Here is an 18,226-nt window from a genome sequence, read left to right on the forward strand (position 1 = left end):
CTTTATCGGTGGCATATATCACCCGCCGTCAACCCCTCCTTACGGTCGCGTAGGTCACAGGCGAAAGGGAAGGATGTGCCCCCGTGGCAGACGATTCGAGATCAAGAGACAAGAACGCATTCGGGTCGTACGCGGCGATCGGTGACAGCTTCACCGAGGGCGTCGGAGACCCCGGCCCCGACGGGACGTACGTCGGCTGGGCGGACCGCTTCGCGGTCCTGCTCGCCGACCAGCTGCCGGAGCACGACGCCTTCCGCTACGCCAACCTGGCCGTACGCGGACGCCTCCTCGACCAGATCGTGGCGGAACAGGTCCCCCGGGCGAAGGAACTCGCCCCCGACCTGGTGACCTTCTGCGCGGGCGGCAACGACATCATCCGCCCCGGCACCGACCCGGACGACGTGGCCGAGCGCTTCGAGCGCGCCGTCGCCGACCTGACCTCCGCCGTCGGCACCGTCATGGTCACCACCGGCTTCGACACCCGCGACGTCCCCGTGCTCCGGCACCTGCGGGGCAAGATCGCCACCTACACCGCGCACGTGAGGGCCATCGCGGACCGCTACGACTGCCCGGTCCTCGACCTGTGGTCGCTGAGGTCCGTGCAGGACCGGCGGGCCTGGGACGACGACCGGCTGCACCTCTCGCCCGAGGGACACACCCGGGTCGCCCTGCGCGCCGCCCAGGTCCTCGGCCTGCCGGTGCCCGCCGACCCCGACCAGGCGTGGCCGCCGGTCCCCCCGCGCGGCTCGCTCGAAGTGCGCCGGGACAACATCCAGTGGGCGCGGGAGTACCTCGTGCCCTGGATCGGGCGCCGGCTGCGCGGCGAGAGCTCCGGGGACCACGTCGAGGCCAAGCGTCCCGACCTGGTGCCCCTCGGGGACCTCATGCCCCTGTAGCCCGGGGGAGGAGGGGCGGGGGAACGGCGGCGGGTATCCGCTCCAGGACCCCGCCCGCGAACACGTCGTACAGCGGCAGCGTCTCCAGGTGGACGTAGCCGATGTGGCAGTCGCAGACGGCGAGGGGGCAGGCGCGGGGACGCAGGGCGGCCCGGTACGAACCGTCGTACAGGTTCCCCAGCTCGGCCTTGACGAAGTGGCAGCGCCGCACCGTCCCCCCGCCGTCCACCGAGATCACCGACTCCCCGGTGCGGCAGGGCAGCCCCGCCGAGCGGTGCGGATGCCGGCTGTACGGGAAGAGCGGGTCCAGCTCCGTCCACCCGTCTGCCTCCGCGTCGGTGTACGCGTGCCCCTCGGCCGCGTTCACCCACAGGTACACGTGCGGCGGCAGCGCGTCCCGCAGCCTCTGCGCCTCCTCCCGGTGCTCCGGGAGCCCCACCACGCCGACGCTGAACCGGACGCCCCGGTCCACCAGGTCGCGGCACTTGCCGAGGAAGCGCTCGTACGGCGTCTGCCCCGGGTGGTACGTGCACCAGAGCGCCACGCTCTCCCGGTCCGCCTCCGCCAGCCAGCCGGTCCGGCAGCTCAGATTGGTCTGGATCGCCACCCGCTCGACGTGCGGCAGCCGCGACAGCTCGACCAGCGCCCGCCGGTACCAGGAGCGCACCAGGCCCTCGCCCCACGGCGTGAACAGGATCCGCAGCCGGTCACCGGTCTGCGCGGCGGCCCACCCGGTGAACCGCTCCAGCGCCGCCCGGTCCGCGCGCAACTGCTCCCGGCTGTCCCGGCGCTTGGCGAACGGGCAGTACGGACAGTCGTAGTCGCAGGAGGACAGCGGCCCCCGGTAGAGCAGCGTCAGGTCCACGGCAGCCCCCTCACTTCGGCTCGTACGCGGCCATCGCGGCCCGCACCCCGGGCGAGAACAGCTCCGGGCCGAGCCCGTCCGAGTGCGCGAGCCCTTCCGGCGAGAGCCGCAGCAGCCCCTCCGGGGCCTCCCCGTCCAGCCAGCCCAGCGCCTCGAACCGGCCCAGCTCCTCGGGGAAGTCCGCGAACGGCGAGGACCCGAACCGCTCCTCGTACCCGGCGACCGGCATCCCCTCCGCCTGGAGCAGCGACTGCAGCAGATGGCGGCGCCGCGCCTCCCCGGCGTCCACCCACCGGCCGACCCGGGCGCGCGAGAAGTCCCCGGTCTCCGTGTAGGCGTCGATGATCGAGCGGATCTCCCGCATGTCCACGGCGTAGTCGAAGGAGTAGTGCAGGGCCGAGGTGTACGAACGGGCCCCGCAGCCCAGGCCGATCATCCCGTCCGTCTGGCACGCGTGGTCGTCGGGACCGAGCGGTGCCGCGTCGCGCCGCCGGAACATCCGCATCGACACCTGCTCGTAGCCGTGGGCCAGGAGGTGGTCCCGACCGTACCGGTAGAGCCGCAGCCGCCGCTCGTCCCACTCCCGGTCGTCCTCCGGGGGCGTCCGGCCCAGACCGGTCAGCGGCCGGACGTACAGCGGATAGAGGTACAGCTCCTCCGGACGCCAGGCCAGGGCCGCGTCGAGCGAGAGGCGCCAGGACTCCTCGGTCTGCCCGTCGATCCCGTAGATCAGGTCGATGTTGAGCACCGGGACGCCGGTGTCCCGGATGCGGCCGAGCGCCGCCTCGACGTCCGCGCGGCGCTGCGGCCGGACCGCCGCCCGAGCCTCGGCCTCCACGAAGCTCTGCACCCCGATGCTGAGCCGGGTCGCGCCCCGCCCGGCGAGCACCGCGAGCCGGTCGGCGGTCGCGGTCGCGGGCGAGGTCTCCACGGACAGCGGCACCGCCCGCAGGTCCGCGCCCATGCGCCGCTCCGCGATGTCGCAGAGCCGCTCCAGCTCGGCGGCGGTCAGGAAGGTGGGCGTGCCGCCGCCGAACGCGGCCGTCGCGAACCGCACCGGCTCCCCGTCCCCGAGCGCCTCGCGCACGGCGGTCGCCTGCCGGTCGAGCGCGTCCAGATAGCGGGTGGTCAGCTCGCCGGGGGCGCCGATCCGGGTGAAGAGGTTGCAGAAGCCGCAGCGGACCTCGCAGAACGGCACGTGCGCGTAGAGCGAGAGCGCGTCCTTCGGCTCCCCGGCCCAGAGCGCGGCGAGCTCCGGGGGATCGGCCAGCTCCCGGTACGCGGTCTTGTGCGGGTAGGCGTAGACGTAGCTGCGGTACGGGCGGGGGGCGGGGGCCCGGGTGGTCTTCACGCGGCGGCCTCCCCGTCCGGGCCCGGCAGGACGAACTGCGCGTACGGCACCGTCCACACGACCTCGTGGCCGAGCCGGTGACCGGTGAAGCCGTCCTCCCCGTACGCGGTGCCGTGGTCGGAGCAGACGATCGCGAAGCACGGGCGCCGGGAGCCCATCGCGGCGAAGAGCCGCCCGACGTGCCGGTCGACGTACTCCAGGGCCGCCGCGTGCGTCTCCCGGGAGTCGCCCGCCTCGCGGGTCGCCCCCGGCAGGTGGAACCAGTTGGGCTGGTGCAGCGCCGACACGTTGACGAAGAGGAAGAGCCGCTCCTCGCGGGGGAGCCCGGCCACGACCTCCTCGGCGCGGGCGACCTGCGACTCGAACGAGGTCGGGGACGCGACGCCGAAGGAGGGCTCCCAATGGCTCTCCTCGAAGAGCCCGGGAAGTACGGAGCCGAGCGGCGGCCGCTTGTTGAAGAACCCCACCCCGCCGACGCAGACCGTCCGGTAGCCCTCGGCCGCGAGGGCGGAGACGAAGTCCGGGGTGTCGTGGACCCAGGTGCCGCCGGCGGTCGACTCGCTCCCCGCGAACCGGGCCGCGAACAGCCGGGGATGCGGCCCCTGCGCGGCGGGCGTCGGCAGGAAGCCGGCGAAGATCGCCTGGTGGGAGGCGTAGGTGAAGCTCCCCGGCGCGTGCCGCCGCTCCCAGGCGCCGCCGGGCAGGTGCCGGGCCAGGTTCGGGATGCGGCCCCCGGCCGCCAGCTCGGCGGCCACGTCGTACCGGAGCGTGTCGAGGGTGACCAGGAGCAGATCGTGGCTGCCGACGATCGCGTTCATGTCGGGCTGGTTCACGCGGTGCTCGTTCCTGTGGTGCGGGCGGTGCTTGTGGGGCTTGAGTCGCGGGGAGTACGGGGGAACAGCGCGGCCACCTGGGCCGCGTAGGTGTCGAGGCCCTCTGCCCCGCCGCCCGGCAGGCCCGTGAGCCGGGGCAGCAGGTCGCCGAAGGCGTTGACCTCGCCCACGGCGAAGCGGCACCAGCCGGACGCGGGCAGCAGGTCGACGCCCACGCACCGGGTGCCGGGGAACGCGGCGGCGGCCCGCTCGCACACCTCCAGCGCGTCCGTCCACCGCGCGCCGGCGGCGGCGATCGCGGCCCGGGCCGCGTCCAGGTCGCCCCGGACCCCGCCCAGGTGCAGATTGGTCAGGGGGGAGCGGCTGGTGCGGAGCACCGCGTGGGTGGCCCGCCCGTCGATCACCACCACCCGCAGGTCGGCGGCCCGCCCGTCCTGGACGGCCTTCGGCAGCCACCGCTCGACGTGCAGGCCGTCGGGGGCCAGGGCGTCCACGAGCGCGGCGACCTCCCGCTCGCCCGTGTAGCGCCGTACCCGCAGGGAGTTGAAGAGCCGCCCGTCCGGAGCGCGCTCCACCGAGGTGGTGGCCTGCACCCGGCCCGCGCCGTTCGTCTCCACCGCGAGCACCCCCGAGGCCGAGGAGCCGTGCGCGGGCTTCACGAACACCCGGCGCATCCCCGCCCCGGCCGTCAGCGCCCGCACGTCCGCCCAGCCGCGCACGGCCGGCGCGGCGGCGCCGGAGGTCGGCGACGCGGGCACCGGCACGCCGGCCGCCCGCAGCCGGCCGTGGGTCAGCCGCTTGTCGAACAGGACCGGCAGCTCGGCGGGGTCGTCCACGAGGACCGCCCCCGCCTCCTCGACGCTCCGGGCGAGGTCCGCCACGGCGCCGGTGAACCGCGCGTACCAGCGGCCCGTGCCCTCGACCCGGGCCGGGTCGTCCACCCCGCGCAGCAGCCGGTCGGTCTCCGGCTCCTCGCCGGGCGAGTCCAGGCGGACGGTCTCGCCCGCCGCGAACCGGGCCCGGCCCCGCAGCACGTCCGGCCAGGACACGACCCGCGCCCCGGGCAGCCCGGCGGACCGCAGCGCCTCCTGGAAGAACGCGACGCGGCGGCCCGCCGGAACGCCGACGACCACGGGGCGCGGGCCGGAGGTCATTCGGCGACCGCGACGTACCGGTGGACCTCGCCGTCGCCGTAGTCCTCCGGCGTCTGCGCGTCGTCCAGGACCACGGTCACGCCGTGCGGGACGAGCGCGGCCTTCAGCCGCTCCCGCATCGGCTCCGACAGGTAGTGGTGCGACAGGTCGAGGTGCGACAGGTGGGTCAGGGGCTGCCCGTCGAGCAGGGCCGCCGCACCCTCGTCCGTGAGCACGCCCATGGACAGGTCGAGCCGCTCGATCCGGGCGACGACGGGCGCGCCCGCCACGGCGGCGGCGATCGCGTCCTCGATCACGCTGTTGCGCAGGCCCAGGTGGCGCAGGGCGGGGAAGGACGTGCCGGCCAGCAGCGGCGCCAGGTCCTCGGGGGTGCTGTCGCCGCCGTACTCGTCGGTGCCGAGCCAGAGTTCCAGGTTCTCCAGGGCGGGCAGGTCGCTGCCGACGATCCCGCGCACGACCTCGGCGCCCAGGCCGCCGGTCTCCACGACCAGGGTCTCCAGGGAGGTGTGCCGGACCGGCGGGAAGACCAGGCCGGTGCCGCCGCGCACGCCCAGCTCGCGCAGCGCCGGATAGGCGGCGAGCAGCGGCGTCACGTCGGACTGGACGATCCAGGAGATCTCGCAGTCCTCGAAGGTCATGTCGCCGAGGAAGAGCGCCTCCAGGCCGGTGAGCCGGTTGTTGGCGCCCATCAGGGCGGTGACGACGTCGGCGGACGAGGTCTCGTACGGCTCGTCCCAGCCGCCGACGACGAGCGCGCGCACCCGGGAGGCGTCGACCGTCTTCAGGAACCGCTCGAAGCGCGGGCCCCAGTGCTCGTCCCCGGGGTCGGAGTACGTCGGCGCGGAGATCCGCCAGGCGACCCCGGCCGCGTCGGGCAGCTCGACCGGCGAGGCGGCGTCCGGGAACTCGAAGACGGGAAGGCCGTGGAACTCCTGCAGGTGGTGGCCGATGGTCATGACGGTGCTCCAGAGAACGGACGGCGCGGGTCGCTGAACCCCTGAGTTCTACCAAGCCGCGCCGACATCCCTCCGCGCCGGGTGCCGTACGGGCGCGCGCCGGGGCGTTCCGCACGGGGCCGGGCGTGCCGGGCTCGTTCCGTACCGGGCCGGGCGCGCCGTACAGAAGCCGGGCCCGGGGCGATTGTCAGTGGCGGCCCCTAGCGTCGTTCCCGGTGTTCGGCCGACCGCGCCGGACGGGGAGGGGACAGCCATGTACCGGCAGGGAGACGTGCTGATCGCGTCCGTCGACGAGACGGCCGTTCCGGAGCGCGCGAGGACGGCGGCGGGGGAGCCGAGGGACGCCCGGGGCCGTCTCGTCCTCGCCTTCGGCGAGGTCACCGGGCACGCCCACGCGATCCCCGGCCCCGGCCGGCTCGTGCGGGAGCCGGGGCCCCTCGGCCCCTTCCTGCTCGAACTGCCCGAGGGCGGCCGGGTGGTGCACGAGGAGCACGCCCCGATACCGCTGCCGAAGGGCTGGTACCGGGTGGTGCGCCAGCGGGAGTACGTCCCCGGCGCCTACCGGATCGTCGCCGACTGACACCACCCACACATCGACCGACCGACCCAGGTCACCAGAGGAACCCGGGGGACACCGAGACATGAACCGCACCACCGCACAGGACAAGTGGCGGGCCGTCGCCGCGGCCACCGGGCCCGCCGACCGCGCCGCCGCCGAGGCCGGCGTCCGGCTCGCCTACCGCACGGCGGGCCTCCCCGAGCCGGGCCGCGTCCTCTGGGCGGACTCGCCGCTCGCCGCCGTCGCGCTCCTGGACGGCCTGGCGGACCGGGGCCGTTCGGTACGGGAGGAGGTGCGCACCCGACCGTGGGCCGAGGAGCGCCGCCGCCTCCACGACGCCCTCGGCCCGGCGGGCTGGGCCGCGCACTGGCAGGCGACGGGAGCGGCGCTCTGGGACCTCAACCGGGCCCTCGCCGACCGGATACGGGCCGCGGTGACGGAGGCCCGCGGGACGGTGGGGGAGGGCGGCGGAGGCCCGGACGGCGTCCGGCTCGTCCTGCTCGACGCCGTCCTCGGCCAGCACGACGCCGCCTGGCTCGCCGCCTTCGACGGGCACGGCGAGCGCCTGGCGGGACTCGCCGCCGTCGCCGCGCACGCGGGCTGGTGGTGGCCGTACGAGAACGTGGCCGTGGTCTGCGAGCGGCCCGTCGAGCTCCACCGCGACGAGGCAGGGCGCCTCGACCGGGGCGACGGGCCGGCGCTCGCCTACCCCGACGGGTTCGCCCTGCACGCCTGGCGGGGCATGGCGGTCCCCGCCGCCTTCCTGGCCGGCCTCCCGGACCTCACCCCCGAGCGGATCCGCGCGGAGGAGAACGCCGAACTGCGGCGGGTGATGCTGGAGCACTACGGTTACGACCGCTACCTCGCCGTCTCCGGGGCCCGGCACGAGCACCGCGACGAGACGGGCGTCCTGTGGCGGATCGGGCTGGACGACGACGAGGACGTGGCGATGGTCGAGGTCGTGAACTCCACGCCCGAACCGGACGGCACCCACCGCACGTACTGGCTGCGGGTGCCGCCCGCGACCCGGACCGCGCGGGAGGGCGTCGCCTGGACCTTCGGCCTCCGCCCCGAGGCGTACGCGCCGCTCGTCCAGACCTGAGCGGTGTGCCCCGGTGGCGGTAACCGGCTGGTACGGACAGGGGAGACGGGGACGCCGGTCAGGAGTGGCGCACGGGGCGCGGCGGCGCCGGGTGCTGGGATGTGCCCGCCGGAGCCCCGGCACCCACACCCGAAGGGACCGCCTGTGACGACCCGCCGGCCACGCGCCGCCGCCCGTACCGCCCGTCTGCTCGCCGCCACCGCCGTGCTCGGCGGCCTCCTCGCCGGCACCGCCGCCCCCGCCCTGGCCGCCGCGCCCGGCGGAACGCCCCTCCCCGCCGCCCGCGCGGCCGCGCCCGCCACGGTCACCGTCGCCGGGCACGGACGCGCGGCCGCCGCGCCCGACCTGGCGATCCTGTCCATCGGGGTCGAGGCCAGCCGCGCGACGGCGAAGGAGGCGATGGCGGCGCAGAAGACCGCGGCCGAGACCCTCCTCGCGGTGCTGCACAAGCAGGGGATCGCCGAGCGGGACATCCGCACCGACAGCCTCTCCCTCGCCCCGGTCTACACCCAGAGCACCGAGGGGGAGAGCCGGGTGACCGGCTACCAGGCCGGCCAGGCCTTCTCCGTGAAGGTCCGCGACATCGACAGGACCGGGCAGGTCGTCGGCGCCGTCAACGACGCGACCCGGGACGCGGGCCGGATCAACGGCGTCGTGTTCGACGTCGCCGACCCGTCGGCGCTGCGGGCCAAGGCACGGGAGGCCGCCTTCCGGGACGCGTACGACAAGGCGGAGCAGCACGCCCGGCTCAGCGGCCACCGGCTCGGCCGGCTCGTCTCGCTGAGCGAGGGCGAGTCCGTGCGCCCCGGCCCCGGCGGGGCCGCCCCCGCCCTCGCGGCCGAGGACTCGGGCGTCCCCATGGCCCCGGGCGAGATCGAGGAGCAGATCACGGTCTCGGCGGTCTTCGAACTGCTCTGACGGCTGCTTCGACGGCTGCTTCGACGACTGTTCCGACAGCCGCTTCGGAGGCTGCTCCGACAACTGCTCGGGCGGCTGCTCCTCCGGCCGCTCCGGCGAGCGCCGGGGCCCCGCCGACCGGCCCCGGCGGCTCAGGAGCCTTCCGCGCCGCCCGCTGCCCTCACCCCCGGCCCTCCCCGTCCGGGAGGCCCAGTTCCCGGACGAGGGCGGCGTCGGCCCAGCGGAGCATCGCGGTGCGGGAGAGGGAGCCGGCGTAGGCGGTGGTCTGGACGGCGAGGCCGTCGAGGAGGGCGGTGAGCCGCCAGGCCGCCTCGGCCGGGTCCGGACAGGAGAACTCCCCGGCGTCGGCCCCCTCCGCGATCACCCGGGTCAGCGCCGCCTTCCACTCCTGGTCGAGGGAGGCGGCGACCCGGCGCAGCTCCGGATCGCGCAGCGAGGCCGCCCAGCCCTCGATCCACAGCCGCCAGCCCTTGGCCTGCCCGGTCGGGGCGTACCAGCGGACCGCCGACCGCAGCCGCCGCACCGCCGTGGTGCGCCGGCCGAGCAGCCGCCGCAGATGGGCGAGATCGGCCTCGGCGGCGTGCGCGAAGGCGGCCGCGACCAGCTGCTCCTTGGAAGCGAAGTGGTAGAGCACGAGCGCGTTGCTCACGCCGAGCGCCGAGGCCACGTCGGCGATCCGCACGGCCGCGACCCCGCGCTCCTCGATCTGCTCCACGGCGGCCCGCAGCAGCTCCTCCCGCCGCTCGGCCACGCTCAACCGCACTCTCGTCACGCCCGGCAGCCTACACAGCACATGACAAGAGCATGATCAACAATGGCTCCGGTGCGTACGCGCTCCCGCACCTTCCGCGGTCGCCGCCGTCCGCCGCCTCCTGCCGGGGCCGGGGCCGGGGCTCCGGTCCGGGGCCTGGATCGGGGGCGGGGGCCCGGCACCGCCCCGTTCCCCCGCTCACGGGCCGCCCATAATGGAACGACCCCCAGAGATCAGGAGGTCCCTGTGACCGGTACAGGCCCCGACCGTTCACCGCGGACCCGGCCGCGCGTGCCGCGCCCCGAGTCCTTCGGCGCGGAACCCGCCGGTGAGCGCCTCGCCCGCATCCGCCGCTCCCCGAACTTCAGGAACGGGATCTTCCAGAACCCCGAGGAGGCGCGGCGGGGCCCGTCCGGCTCCGCCGTCGCGCTGGCCAAGGTCTACTTCGAGAAGGAGGGGCGCGCGAGCCGGGCCCCCGCCGGCCCGATCCCCGTCCACCCCACCACCGTGGCCGACCTGGCACGGCCCCCGGCCACCGGCCTGCGCCTCACCTGGATGGGACACTCCGGCGTCCTCGCGGAGATCGACGGCCACCGGGTCCTGTTCGACCCGGTCTGGGGCGACCGCTGCTCCCCGTTCCCGTTCGCGGGCCCCAAGCGGCTCCACCCGGTGCCCGCCTCGCTCGCCGCGCTCGGCCCGGTCGACGTGGTGGTGATCTCGCACGACCACTACGACCACCTGGACCTGCCGACGATCAAGGAGCTCGCCACCACCGACACCCTCTTCGCGGTGCCGCTCGGCGTCGGCGCGCACCTGGAGCGCTGGGGCGTACCGGCCTCCCGGCTGCGGGAGCTGGACTGGAACGAGTCCACGGAGATCGGCGACCTGCGCCTCACGGCCACCCCGGCCCGCCACTTCTGCGGCCGCGGCCTGCGCAACAGGCAGCACACCCTCTGGGCCTCCTGGGTCGCCGAGGGGCCCGGGCACCGGATCTTCCACAGCGGCGACACCGGGTACTTCTCCGGCTTCCGGGACATCGGCGCGGACCACGGCCCCTTCGACGCCACCATGATCCAGCTCGGCGCCTACTCGGAGTTCTGGACCGACATACACATGACCCCGGCCGAGGGCCTGCGCGCCCATCTCGACCTCCAGGGCGGGCGCCCGCACGGCGTGCTGCTGCCGATCCACTGGGGCACCTTCAACCTCGCCCCGCACCCGTGGGCCGAGCCGGGGGAGTGGACGCGGGACGCGGCCGGGGAGGTTGGGCAGGCGGTGGCGTTCCCCCGCCCCGGCGAGCCGTTCGAGCCCGCCGGGAAGCTGCCCTCGGCCCCGTGGTGGCGCGGGATCTCCCGGCCCCTCGCCCGCCCGTGGCGCCGCACCCGGCCCGTCGGGACCGCGCCCGGGCCGCGCGGCGGCGACCTCGACCTCGCGGGAGACCGCTGACACCGGCCGGAGGCGGGCCCGCGGAGGGCCGGCCCCTCGGGGCGCGGCCCGGAACGCGGGGGCGTCCGGCACCACGGCCGTGCTCATGGCCGGCCCCTCAGGGCGCGGCCCGGAAACCCAGCAGGTCGCTCACCTCGACCGACAGGGGGAGGAGGACCTCGTGGTCGGCCGGGGGGACGCGGAACCCGTTCTCGCGGGCGGCGCGCAGGAAGTCCTCGGGAAGGGCGATCCGGTGGTGCCCGACGTACTCCGCCAGGTCCGCACGCCAGACGAACGCGCCGTCGGTCAGCACGGACGAACCGCCCGGGACGCGGAACGCGCCGCCGATGACGTCGGTCGTGAGCTCGGTGACGTCGAGGAGGGGGTGGCCGGAGGCGAGGTAGCCCGCCAGTTCCGCGACCGGATACCTCCCCTCGCCGGATGCGGGCGCGGGGACGGACCCGCCCCAGGCCGCGTCGTAGTGCGCGTCCATCTCCCGGTAGAAGCCGATCGGCTTCACGCGGGCCTGCGGCGACGGGCGGGAGGGGCCGCCGGCGGCCGCCGGCGTCGCTCCGCGGCGCCCGGCCCGTGCCGGGGCGGCCTCCAGGGCCACCACGACCATCACCGGGAGGTCCGTGTCGTGCTGGACCACACCGGCGGTCAGGGTCCGGCCGTCGAGGGTCCACCTCCTCAGCGCGATGAACTCGTCCTCGTCCTCCGCCGTCCGCCCGGCCTCGGCGAGGCGGCCGGCGAAGGAGGAGCGTTCGATCGCGGGGAGGAAGCCGGCGAGGACCCGCTCCCCCTCCTCGTAGACGGCCTCCAGGTCGTCGAAGTACCCCGACTCGTCGACGTCCCGGATCCAGACGGCGAACGAGACGCTGACCGTCCCGCCGCCTGACGTCCGGATCCAGGCACCGACGCCGTCCTTGTCCCAGGAGGTCTCCACGCCGCCACGGGGCCTGCCCCCGGGCGTCCATTCCCGAGCCGAGAAGCGCGCCGCCGCTTCCTCGGCGGTCAGCGGGACGAGGGTCCCGAGCTCCTCCAGCATCACGATCACCGCAGTCATGCACCCATTCCACTTCTCGTCGGGGCGGCGGCTCATGAGCCCGGTGCCCGCTTCCTCGCGATCGTTCCGCATCGTTCCGTACCGCTCCCCACTGCGGCGACGACTTTCGGCCGCCTGTTCTCGGCCTGTTGTACGAGGGGCGATACCAGACCGGGTCGCTCTACGGGTAAGTTTGCCAACTGCGCACCGCACATGAATGGTTGACGACTACAGTGTGTGGTTGATGATCATCGGTAGGCTCACCACACTCCTGTAGACGACCCCTGTAGACGGCTCCTGTAGTCCACCCCGGTAGAACACCCAGCACGCCCCCCAGCGCCCTCCCCGCAGTACGCCGACCCCTGGGCACGTACCAAGGACACCCATGTCTCAACTTCGCGCACCCGCCTCGCGTTCCGACCGACGCGAGGGCGGGCGGCACGGCCGGCCCGGCGCCCGCTCCGCCACCGGCAACGGCAGCAACTCCACGGCGCAGCCCCCCGCGCCGCTCCCCGCGGAAGCCCGCATACGTCCCCAACTCCTGCGCACCTCCGTGCTCCCCGCCGTCGCGGTGGCCCTCGGCGGCGCGGCGGCCGTCCTCTTCACCATCCGCTCCACCGGAGCCACCCCCACCCCCGGCCTCTGGGCCGCCCTCACCGGCGCCGCCGCCCTCACCGTCGCCTCCGTCGCGGCCGCCGCGCTCGGCGCCGACCGCGCCGCCAAGGCGGTCCTCGACCGTTGCAACGCCCTGCGCCGCACCAGCGCCCGCGGCCAGAGCGAACTGCGCGCGATCGTCGAACAGCTGCGCAGGGGAGAGGGGGTCCCGCCCCGGCCCACCCCGCCGGCCGCGTCCACCACAGGTGACGAATTCGACCTCCTCACGCAGGAACTGACGCGCTCCCACGAAGCCGCCGTGGCGGCCGTCGTACAGGCGTCCCGGCTCTCCAGCAGCGTCGGCAACGAACAGAAGGTCGAGGTCTTCGTCAACCTCGCCCGGCGCCTCCAGTCCCTGGTCCACCGCGAGATCCAGCTCCTCGACGAGCTGGAGAACGAGGTCGAGGACCCGGAGCTGCTCAAGGGCCTGTTCCACGTCGACCACCTGGCCACCCGCATCCGCCGCCACGCCGAGAACCTCGCCGTGCTCGGCGGCGCCATCTCCCGCCGCCAGTGGTCGAACCCGGTCACCATGACCGAGGTGCTCCGCTCCTCCATCGCCGAGGTCGAGCAGTACCCGCGGGTGAAACTCGTACCCCCGATCGACGGTACGCTGCGGGGCCATGCCGTGGCCGACGTCATCCACCTCCTCGCCGAACTCGTCGAGAACGCGACGCTGTTCTCCGCGCCGCACACCACGGTCCTGCTGCGCGCCCAGTACGTCACGGCGGGCCTCGCGATCGAGGTCGAGGACCGCGGCCTCGGCATGCCCGCCGCCGAGCAGAACAAGATGAACGCCCTGCTGGCCGACCCCGACCAGGTCAACGTCTCGCACCTGCTCCAGGACGGCCGCATCGGACTCTTCGTCGTCTCGGCCCTCGCCCGACGGCACGGCATCGCCGTACGACTCCAGTCCAACATCTACGGCGGCGTCCAGGCCGTGCTCGTCCTCCCGCAGGGCCTCCTCGGCGCCGACCCGGAGGGCCTCGCCCAGCACGAGCGCCAGACCGCCGCGACCGCCGGGTCCTCGGCGATCCCGCCCGGCCAGGTGCAGATGCAGCCCCAGCCCCCCACCCAGCCCGCGGTCACGGCCCCGCAGACCGCACCGGCCCAGAACCCCGGCCACGCACCGGACCGGACCCCGGGCCACGCACCGGCCCAGCTCCCCGGCCACGCACCGGACCCGGGCCGGCACCCGGCTCCCGTACCGGCCGGGGCACCGTCCCACCGGATCCCGTCCCCCGCCGACCCGTCCCACCCGCAGGCCCCCGTGCCCGCACCGGCGAACGGAGCGTCCGTCCCGTACACGCCGGCGCCCGCGCCCTCCCCGGAGCGGGCCGCCGCCCACCACGAGGAAGCCGTCGCCACCGGCTCGCACGCGTACCCCCGTACGACCGAACGGCAGGGCGGATACGGGGACACCGGCCACACCCCCGCGGCCCCGGACCGTCCGGCCGACACCGGACACCCGGGCCCGCCGGCCTCCCTGGTCGCGCCGCTGCCCCCGGCACCCCCCGCCGAGGACGGCGGCCGGCCCCTGCTCCCCAAGCGGCGCGCGCAGGAGCACCTCGTCCCGCAGCTGCGGGAGGAGCCCGCGGCCCGCAGGAACGAGGAGCACGCCCTGCACGATCCGGGTCTGATGGCCGCCTTCCAGCGCGGCATCGGGCTCGCCGAGTCCCAGCCCGCCCCCCATGAGTCGCCGCGTCCCGGCGACGCCCACAAGGAGTAGATGCACCATGGCGAGCAATGCGCCGACCGGCCATTCCTCGGACCTCGACTGGCTGCTGAGCGGACTGGTCCAGCGGGTCCCGTACACCCGCAACGCCGTTCTGCTCTCCTCCGACGGCCTCGTCAAATCCGTCCACGGACTCGACCCCGACGCCGCCGACCACATGGCGGCGCTCGCCTCCGGCCTGTACTCGCTCGGCCGGAGCGCGGGTGCCCGCTTCGGCGACGGCGGCGAGGTCCGCCAGGTGGTCGTGGAGCTGGACTCCACCCTCCTGTTCGTCTCCACCGCCGGCTCCGGCACCTGCCTGGCCGTCCTCGCCGGGCGCGAGGCGGACGCCGCCGTCCTCGGCTACGAGATGGCGATGCTCGTGAAGAGCGTCCGGCCGTACCTGGTCACGCCCGCCCGGCAGGCCGCCGGCGCCCTCGGCGGCTTCGGGCAGTAACCGTGACGACCCCTCAGGAAGGACCCTGGCTCGACGACGCGGCCGGCCGGCTGATCCGCCCGTACACCGTCAGCGGCGGCCGGACCAGGCCCACCACCGCCCTCGACCTCCTGTCGATGGTGATGGCGACCGGTTCGTCCCCCCAGGCGCACATGGGTCCCGAGCACAGCCTGGCCCTCGGGCTGTGCGACGGGCCCACCTCGGTGGCCGAGGTGGCGGCGCACTTAAGGCTCCCGGCCGTCGTCACCAAGGTCCTGCTCTCCGACCTCGTGGACTGCGGGGCGCTCACCGCCCGGGCGCCCCGGTTCCACGCCAACCCAACCGACCGTTCCTTGCTGGAGGCAGTGCTCGATGGCCTACGACAACGGCTCTGAGCGCCACGAGAGCTTCGCGGCCGACTCCTTCCCCGCCGACTCCTTCCCCACCGCGGTCAAGATCCTGGTGGCGGGCGGCTTCGGCGTGGGCAAGACGACCCTCGTGGGCGCCGTCAGCGAGATCGAACCGCTCAGCACCGAGGAGCTGCTGACCTCGGTCAGCGCGGCCACCGACAGCCTGGAGGGCGTGGAGTCCAAGACCACGACCACCGTCGCCATGGACTTCGGCCGCATCACGCTCGACAACAACCACGTGCTGTACCTCTTCGGCACCCCCGGCCAGGAGCGCTTCTGGTTCATGTGGGACGAGCTCTCCGAAGGGGCGCTCGGGGCGGTCGTCCTCGCCGACACCCGCAGGCTCCAGGAGTGCTTCGCCGCCGTCGACTTCTTCGAGCGGCGCGGGATCCGCTTCGTCGTCGCGATCAACGAGTTCGACGGCGCCCACCGCTACGAGCCGGACGAGGTGCGGGCCGCGCTCGACCTCGACCCGGAGGTCCCGGTCGTCCTCTGCGACGCCCGGATCTCCAGCTCCGGCATCAGCACCCTGCTCACCCTCGTCCAGTACCTGCTCACCACCCTCCCGGACACCGTGCCGAGCTACGGAGCCACGCCATGACCTACGACCCGACCGGTCACCTCCTGCTGACCCCGAACGACAAGGACGCGCCGGCCCGGGTGCGGCGGCTGCGCGAACTCGGTCTCGGGGAGCGGCCGGAGCCGGTCTTCGACGACTTCGCGCACCGGCTCGCCGAGATGACCGGCGCCCCGTTCTCGATGGTCAACTTCATCGACGAGAACCGGCAGTTCTTCGCGGGCCTGCACACCCCCGAGGGCACCCACTCCGGCAGCGACCTGGGCGCCGCCGCCGCGGGCGGGGGCGGCGTCGGCCGCTTCATGGCCCGCGACCACGGCTACTGCCCGCACGTGGTGGTGCGGCGCAAGGCGCTCGTCCTGGAGGACGTCTGCGACTACCCGCGCTTCGCGGGCAACCCGGTCGTGGACGAGATCGGCATCCGCTCCTACATGGGGGCGCCGCTGATCGACCGCACCGGGGTCGCGCTCGGCACCATCTGCGTGGTCGACACCGACGTGCGCCCGTGGGGGCGCGCCGGCCTGGAGACGATCAAGGCGATGGCCGCGGAGCTGATGGAGCAGATCAACCGCCGTGAGGACGGCACGCTCTGACCGCGGGTGTCCCACGACGGCCCGGGGCCCGGTACGGCGATCGCCGTACCGGGCCCCGGGCCTTTCGGAACCGGTCGCGGATCAGACGGGCAGCGGCTCCGGCTCCGGCGTGCGGACCAGCTCGGACAGCCGCTCCGACCAGCTGCCCTTGTCCTGGCCGAGGGCGACCTCGGCGAGGCGCAGGAGCTGGATGTCGGAGGTCCCGGCGGGGGCGAAGATGTGGTGCGCGTCCCGGAGGTACCGCTCGATGGCCCGGTCCGTGAAGAGGCCGGCGGCGGCGTGGATCTCCATGGCGTTGCGCCCGGAGTCGAGCGCCGACTCGACGTTGACGAGCTTGGCGTTCATCAGCTCGGCGTCGCAGGAGAGGCCCTGGTCGAGCAGGTGCACGGCGTGGTACGCGGCCAGCCGGGCGGTCATCAGCCGGGACTGCATCTGGCCCAGCTTCAGCTTCACCGTGGGGAGGTCGTGGAGCGGCTTCCCGTAGCGGATGCGCTCGGAGGCGAAGCGGGTGGTCTCCTCCAGGATCGCCTGGTGGATGCCGAGGGAGACGGCGGTGAGGTTGGCCCGCCCGTACAGCACGCTGGAGGAGTACGCGACGGAGAGGCCGTCGCCCTCGTCGCCGAGCCGGTTGGCGGCCGGCACCCGGCAGTTCTCGAAGATCAGCTCGCCGAAGCTGAAGCCGTGGAGCCCCATGGCCGTCTGCTGCGGACCGGTCCTGAAACCCGGTCGATCGGATTCGACCAGAAACGCACTGAGGCCCTTCGAGCCGGGACCCGTCCTGACCACGACGCCGTGCAGGTCGCCCACGTGGCTGTTGCCGACGTAGACCTTGCTGCCGTTGAGGACGTAGTCGTCGCCGTCCCGGACCGCGCTGGCGCTCATGCCGAGGACGTGGCCGCCGGCGTCGGGCTCGGTGACCGCGATGGTCGGCAGGCACTCGCCGGCGGCGATCGCCGGGAGCCAGGTCTTGCGCTGCTCGTCGCTGCCGAAGTGAACGATCTTGGCGGTGCCCAGCTGGGAGGCCTGGACCATGGCGCCCATGGCGCCGCTGACCCGGGACAGCTCCTCGATGATGATGGTCTTGGCCAGGTGGCCCGCGCCCATGCCGCCGTACTCGGGGCTGATCGTCGCGCCCAGCCAGCCCTGCTCGGCGATCATGCGGGACAGCTCGTGGTGGACGGTCCGTGACGCCTCCATCTCGGCTATCCGCGGTCGGACCTCACGCTCCGCGAAGTCCCGGACCGTCTCCCTGAGCTCATGATGCAGCCGGCTGGTGAAGTAGTTGTCCATGACGAGTTCCTCCCGCGAAACGCCTGACCGGCGGTTGTCCGGTCAGGTGGTGCATCGGCAGTGGTCCCGTCCCGAACAGGCCGACCTCTTCATGGTGTTGATCTTTCTGTGATGGATCAATAACGGAACGAAGTTTGTCTGAAACAGGAGCGGTTGACGATCGGGAATGACTATGTTTCGGGTGGACTTGGCCTGCTCGGCCCGATCCGCCCTCCCGCGCCCGTGGACATGTTTCTGCCACATGCCAGGGGCAATGAGGTTCCGGGCATATGGCCGCGAGCCCCCTGGCTTCACCATATGAGCCGCCTCTGTCGCAGAAGAGCGGCATTCCGCCCCTCCCGCACCTCCTGTCACTCCGGGGGATGGTGCCTCCCGGGCGGGCGCCGGGCAGGCTACGGAGAGTGACCGAAACTCCTCCGACCTGCCTCCGAAACCCCTCCGATCCGCCCCCGGCGCGCCTCCGACACACCCCCGGCGCGTGCCCGCCCGCCGCCCCCGGGAAAGGCGTTCGTGACCACCGGGGAAAGTGCGGTATTGTTCTCATGCGCGTTCGGCCGGGGGAAACCCCAGGTCAGACGGGCACCGGGACGTGGCGCAGCTTGGTAGCGCACTTGACTGGGGGTCAAGGGGTCGCAGGTTCAAATCCTGTCGTCCCGACTCGTGAGAGTCGTAGCCCGAGGGGCCGCTTCGGAGAGAT

The 18,226-nt window shown here is 74.2% G+C and carries 18 protein-coding genes and 1 tRNA gene; 11 read left to right on the forward strand and 8 right to left on the reverse strand.

From position 1 onward, the window contains the following. The first annotated feature begins 83 nt into the window (after positions 1-83). Positions 84-896: an SGNH/GDSL hydrolase family protein gene (locus CP977_RS28945; protein WP_062751197.1), complete on the forward strand. Its 813-nt coding sequence runs from the start codon at positions 84-86 to the stop codon at positions 894-896. On the opposite strand, the gene CP977_RS28950 is transcribed toward CP977_RS28945, so the two are convergent. Genes CP977_RS28950 through CP977_RS28970 form a run of 5 tightly spaced genes read right to left on the reverse strand, consistent with a single transcriptional unit; the run spans position 883 to position 6,055 of the window. Then, on the reverse strand, positions 883-1,761 hold the full coding sequence (locus tag CP977_RS28950; protein WP_152371054.1) for an STM4011 family radical SAM protein: 879 nt from the start codon (positions 1,759-1,761) through the stop codon (positions 883-885). The genes CP977_RS28945 and CP977_RS28950 overlap by 14 nt on opposite strands. Before the next feature lie 10 nt (positions 1,762-1,771). Next, complete coding sequence (locus tag CP977_RS28955; protein WP_104860351.1) at positions 1,772-3,112, reverse strand: STM4012 family radical SAM protein; 1,341 nt, start codon at positions 3,110-3,112, stop codon at positions 1,772-1,774. Then, positions 3,109-3,930 (reverse strand): STM4013/SEN3800 family hydrolase, encoded by an 822-nt coding sequence (locus CP977_RS28960; RefSeq protein ID WP_152371665.1) that lies wholly within the window; start codon positions 3,928-3,930, stop codon positions 3,109-3,111. Before CP977_RS28960 ends, CP977_RS28955 begins: the two co-directional genes overlap by 4 nt. An 11-nt stretch (positions 3,931-3,941) precedes the next feature. Beyond that, positions 3,942-5,099 (reverse strand): STM4014 family protein, encoded by a 1,158-nt coding sequence (locus CP977_RS28965; protein WP_183953250.1) that lies wholly within the window; start codon positions 5,097-5,099, stop codon positions 3,942-3,944. Next, positions 5,096-6,055, reverse strand: coding sequence for an STM4015 family protein (locus CP977_RS28970; protein ID WP_062751191.1), 960 nt, complete (start codon positions 6,053-6,055; stop codon positions 5,096-5,098). The genes CP977_RS28965 and CP977_RS28970 overlap by 4 nt, the downstream gene beginning before the upstream one ends. Positions 6,056-6,308: 253 nt before the next feature. Between CP977_RS28970 and CP977_RS28975 the strand changes: the two genes are divergently transcribed. From CP977_RS28975 to CP977_RS28985, 3 genes are all read left to right on the forward strand, one after another. After that, positions 6,309-6,635 carry a hypothetical protein gene (locus CP977_RS28975; RefSeq protein ID WP_062751189.1) on the forward strand — a complete coding sequence of 109 codons (327 nt, stop codon included), beginning with the start codon at positions 6,309-6,311 and terminating at the stop codon, positions 6,633-6,635. 61 nt (positions 6,636-6,696) lie between these two features. Beyond that, positions 6,697-7,716: a DUF6745 domain-containing protein gene (locus tag CP977_RS28980; protein ID WP_062751187.1), complete on the forward strand. Its 1,020-nt coding sequence runs from the start codon at positions 6,697-6,699 to the stop codon at positions 7,714-7,716. Between the two features lie 144 nt (positions 7,717-7,860). Continuing rightward, complete coding sequence (locus CP977_RS28985) at positions 7,861-8,634, forward strand: SIMPL domain-containing protein (protein WP_062751185.1); 774 nt, start codon at positions 7,861-7,863, stop codon at positions 8,632-8,634. 160 nt (positions 8,635-8,794) lie between these two features. Here the strand turns inward: CP977_RS28985 and CP977_RS28990 are convergent, their stop codons facing one another. Further along, positions 8,795-9,406, reverse strand: coding sequence for a TetR/AcrR family transcriptional regulator (locus tag CP977_RS28990; RefSeq protein WP_152371055.1), 612 nt, complete (start codon positions 9,404-9,406; stop codon positions 8,795-8,797). Between the two features lie 225 nt (positions 9,407-9,631). Between CP977_RS28990 and CP977_RS28995 the strand changes: the two genes are divergently transcribed. Further along, positions 9,632-10,831 carry an MBL fold metallo-hydrolase gene (locus CP977_RS28995; RefSeq protein WP_152371056.1) on the forward strand — a complete coding sequence of 400 codons (1,200 nt, stop codon included), beginning with the start codon at positions 9,632-9,634 and terminating at the stop codon, positions 10,829-10,831. Between the two features lie 97 nt (positions 10,832-10,928). Here the strand turns inward: CP977_RS28995 and CP977_RS35380 are convergent, their stop codons facing one another. Then, the gene (locus CP977_RS35380) at positions 10,929-11,876 is read right to left on the reverse strand and encodes a hypothetical protein (protein WP_308017201.1); all 948 of its coding nucleotides are present in this window, start codon (positions 11,874-11,876) and stop codon (positions 10,929-10,931) included. 364 nt (positions 11,877-12,240) lie between these two features. Between CP977_RS35380 and CP977_RS29005 the strand changes: the two genes are divergently transcribed. Genes CP977_RS29005 through CP977_RS29025 form a run of 5 tightly spaced genes read left to right on the forward strand, consistent with a single transcriptional unit; the run spans position 12,241 to position 16,239 of the window. Beyond that, positions 12,241-14,238: a sensor histidine kinase gene (locus CP977_RS29005; protein ID WP_152371057.1), complete on the forward strand. Its 1,998-nt coding sequence runs from the start codon at positions 12,241-12,243 to the stop codon at positions 14,236-14,238. 7 nt (positions 14,239-14,245) lie between these two features. Continuing rightward, complete coding sequence (locus CP977_RS29010; RefSeq protein ID WP_030215496.1) at positions 14,246-14,680, forward strand: roadblock/LC7 domain-containing protein; 435 nt, start codon at positions 14,246-14,248, stop codon at positions 14,678-14,680. 2 nt (positions 14,681-14,682) lie between these two features. Continuing rightward, positions 14,683-15,054: a DUF742 domain-containing protein gene (locus CP977_RS29015; RefSeq protein ID WP_062751177.1), complete on the forward strand. Its 372-nt coding sequence runs from the start codon at positions 14,683-14,685 to the stop codon at positions 15,052-15,054. Further along, a complete protein-coding gene (locus CP977_RS29020; RefSeq protein ID WP_062751175.1) occupies positions 15,032-15,670 on the forward strand; it encodes a GTP-binding protein in 639 nt (212 codons plus the stop codon). The genes CP977_RS29015 and CP977_RS29020 overlap by 23 nt, the downstream gene beginning before the upstream one ends. Beyond that, positions 15,667-16,239 (forward strand): GAF domain-containing protein, encoded by a 573-nt coding sequence (locus CP977_RS29025; RefSeq protein WP_062751173.1) that lies wholly within the window; start codon positions 15,667-15,669, stop codon positions 16,237-16,239. The genes CP977_RS29020 and CP977_RS29025 overlap by 4 nt, the downstream gene beginning before the upstream one ends. 81 nt (positions 16,240-16,320) lie before the next feature. Here the strand turns inward: CP977_RS29025 and CP977_RS29030 are convergent, their stop codons facing one another. Further along, complete coding sequence (locus CP977_RS29030) at positions 16,321-17,529, reverse strand: acyl-CoA dehydrogenase family protein (protein WP_109184442.1); 1,209 nt, start codon at positions 17,527-17,529, stop codon at positions 16,321-16,323. A 583-nt stretch (positions 17,530-18,112) separates the two neighbouring features. On the opposite strand from CP977_RS29030, the gene CP977_RS29035 reads away from it, so the two are divergent. Further along, positions 18,113-18,186 (forward strand) — tRNA-Pro (locus CP977_RS29035). Positions 18,187-18,226 lie beyond the last annotated feature (40 nt).

The sequence above is a fragment of the Streptomyces cinereoruber genome, from assembly GCF_009299385.1.
GTDB classification, from domain to species: domain Bacteria; phylum Actinomycetota; class Actinomycetes; order Streptomycetales; family Streptomycetaceae; genus Streptomyces; species Streptomyces bikiniensis.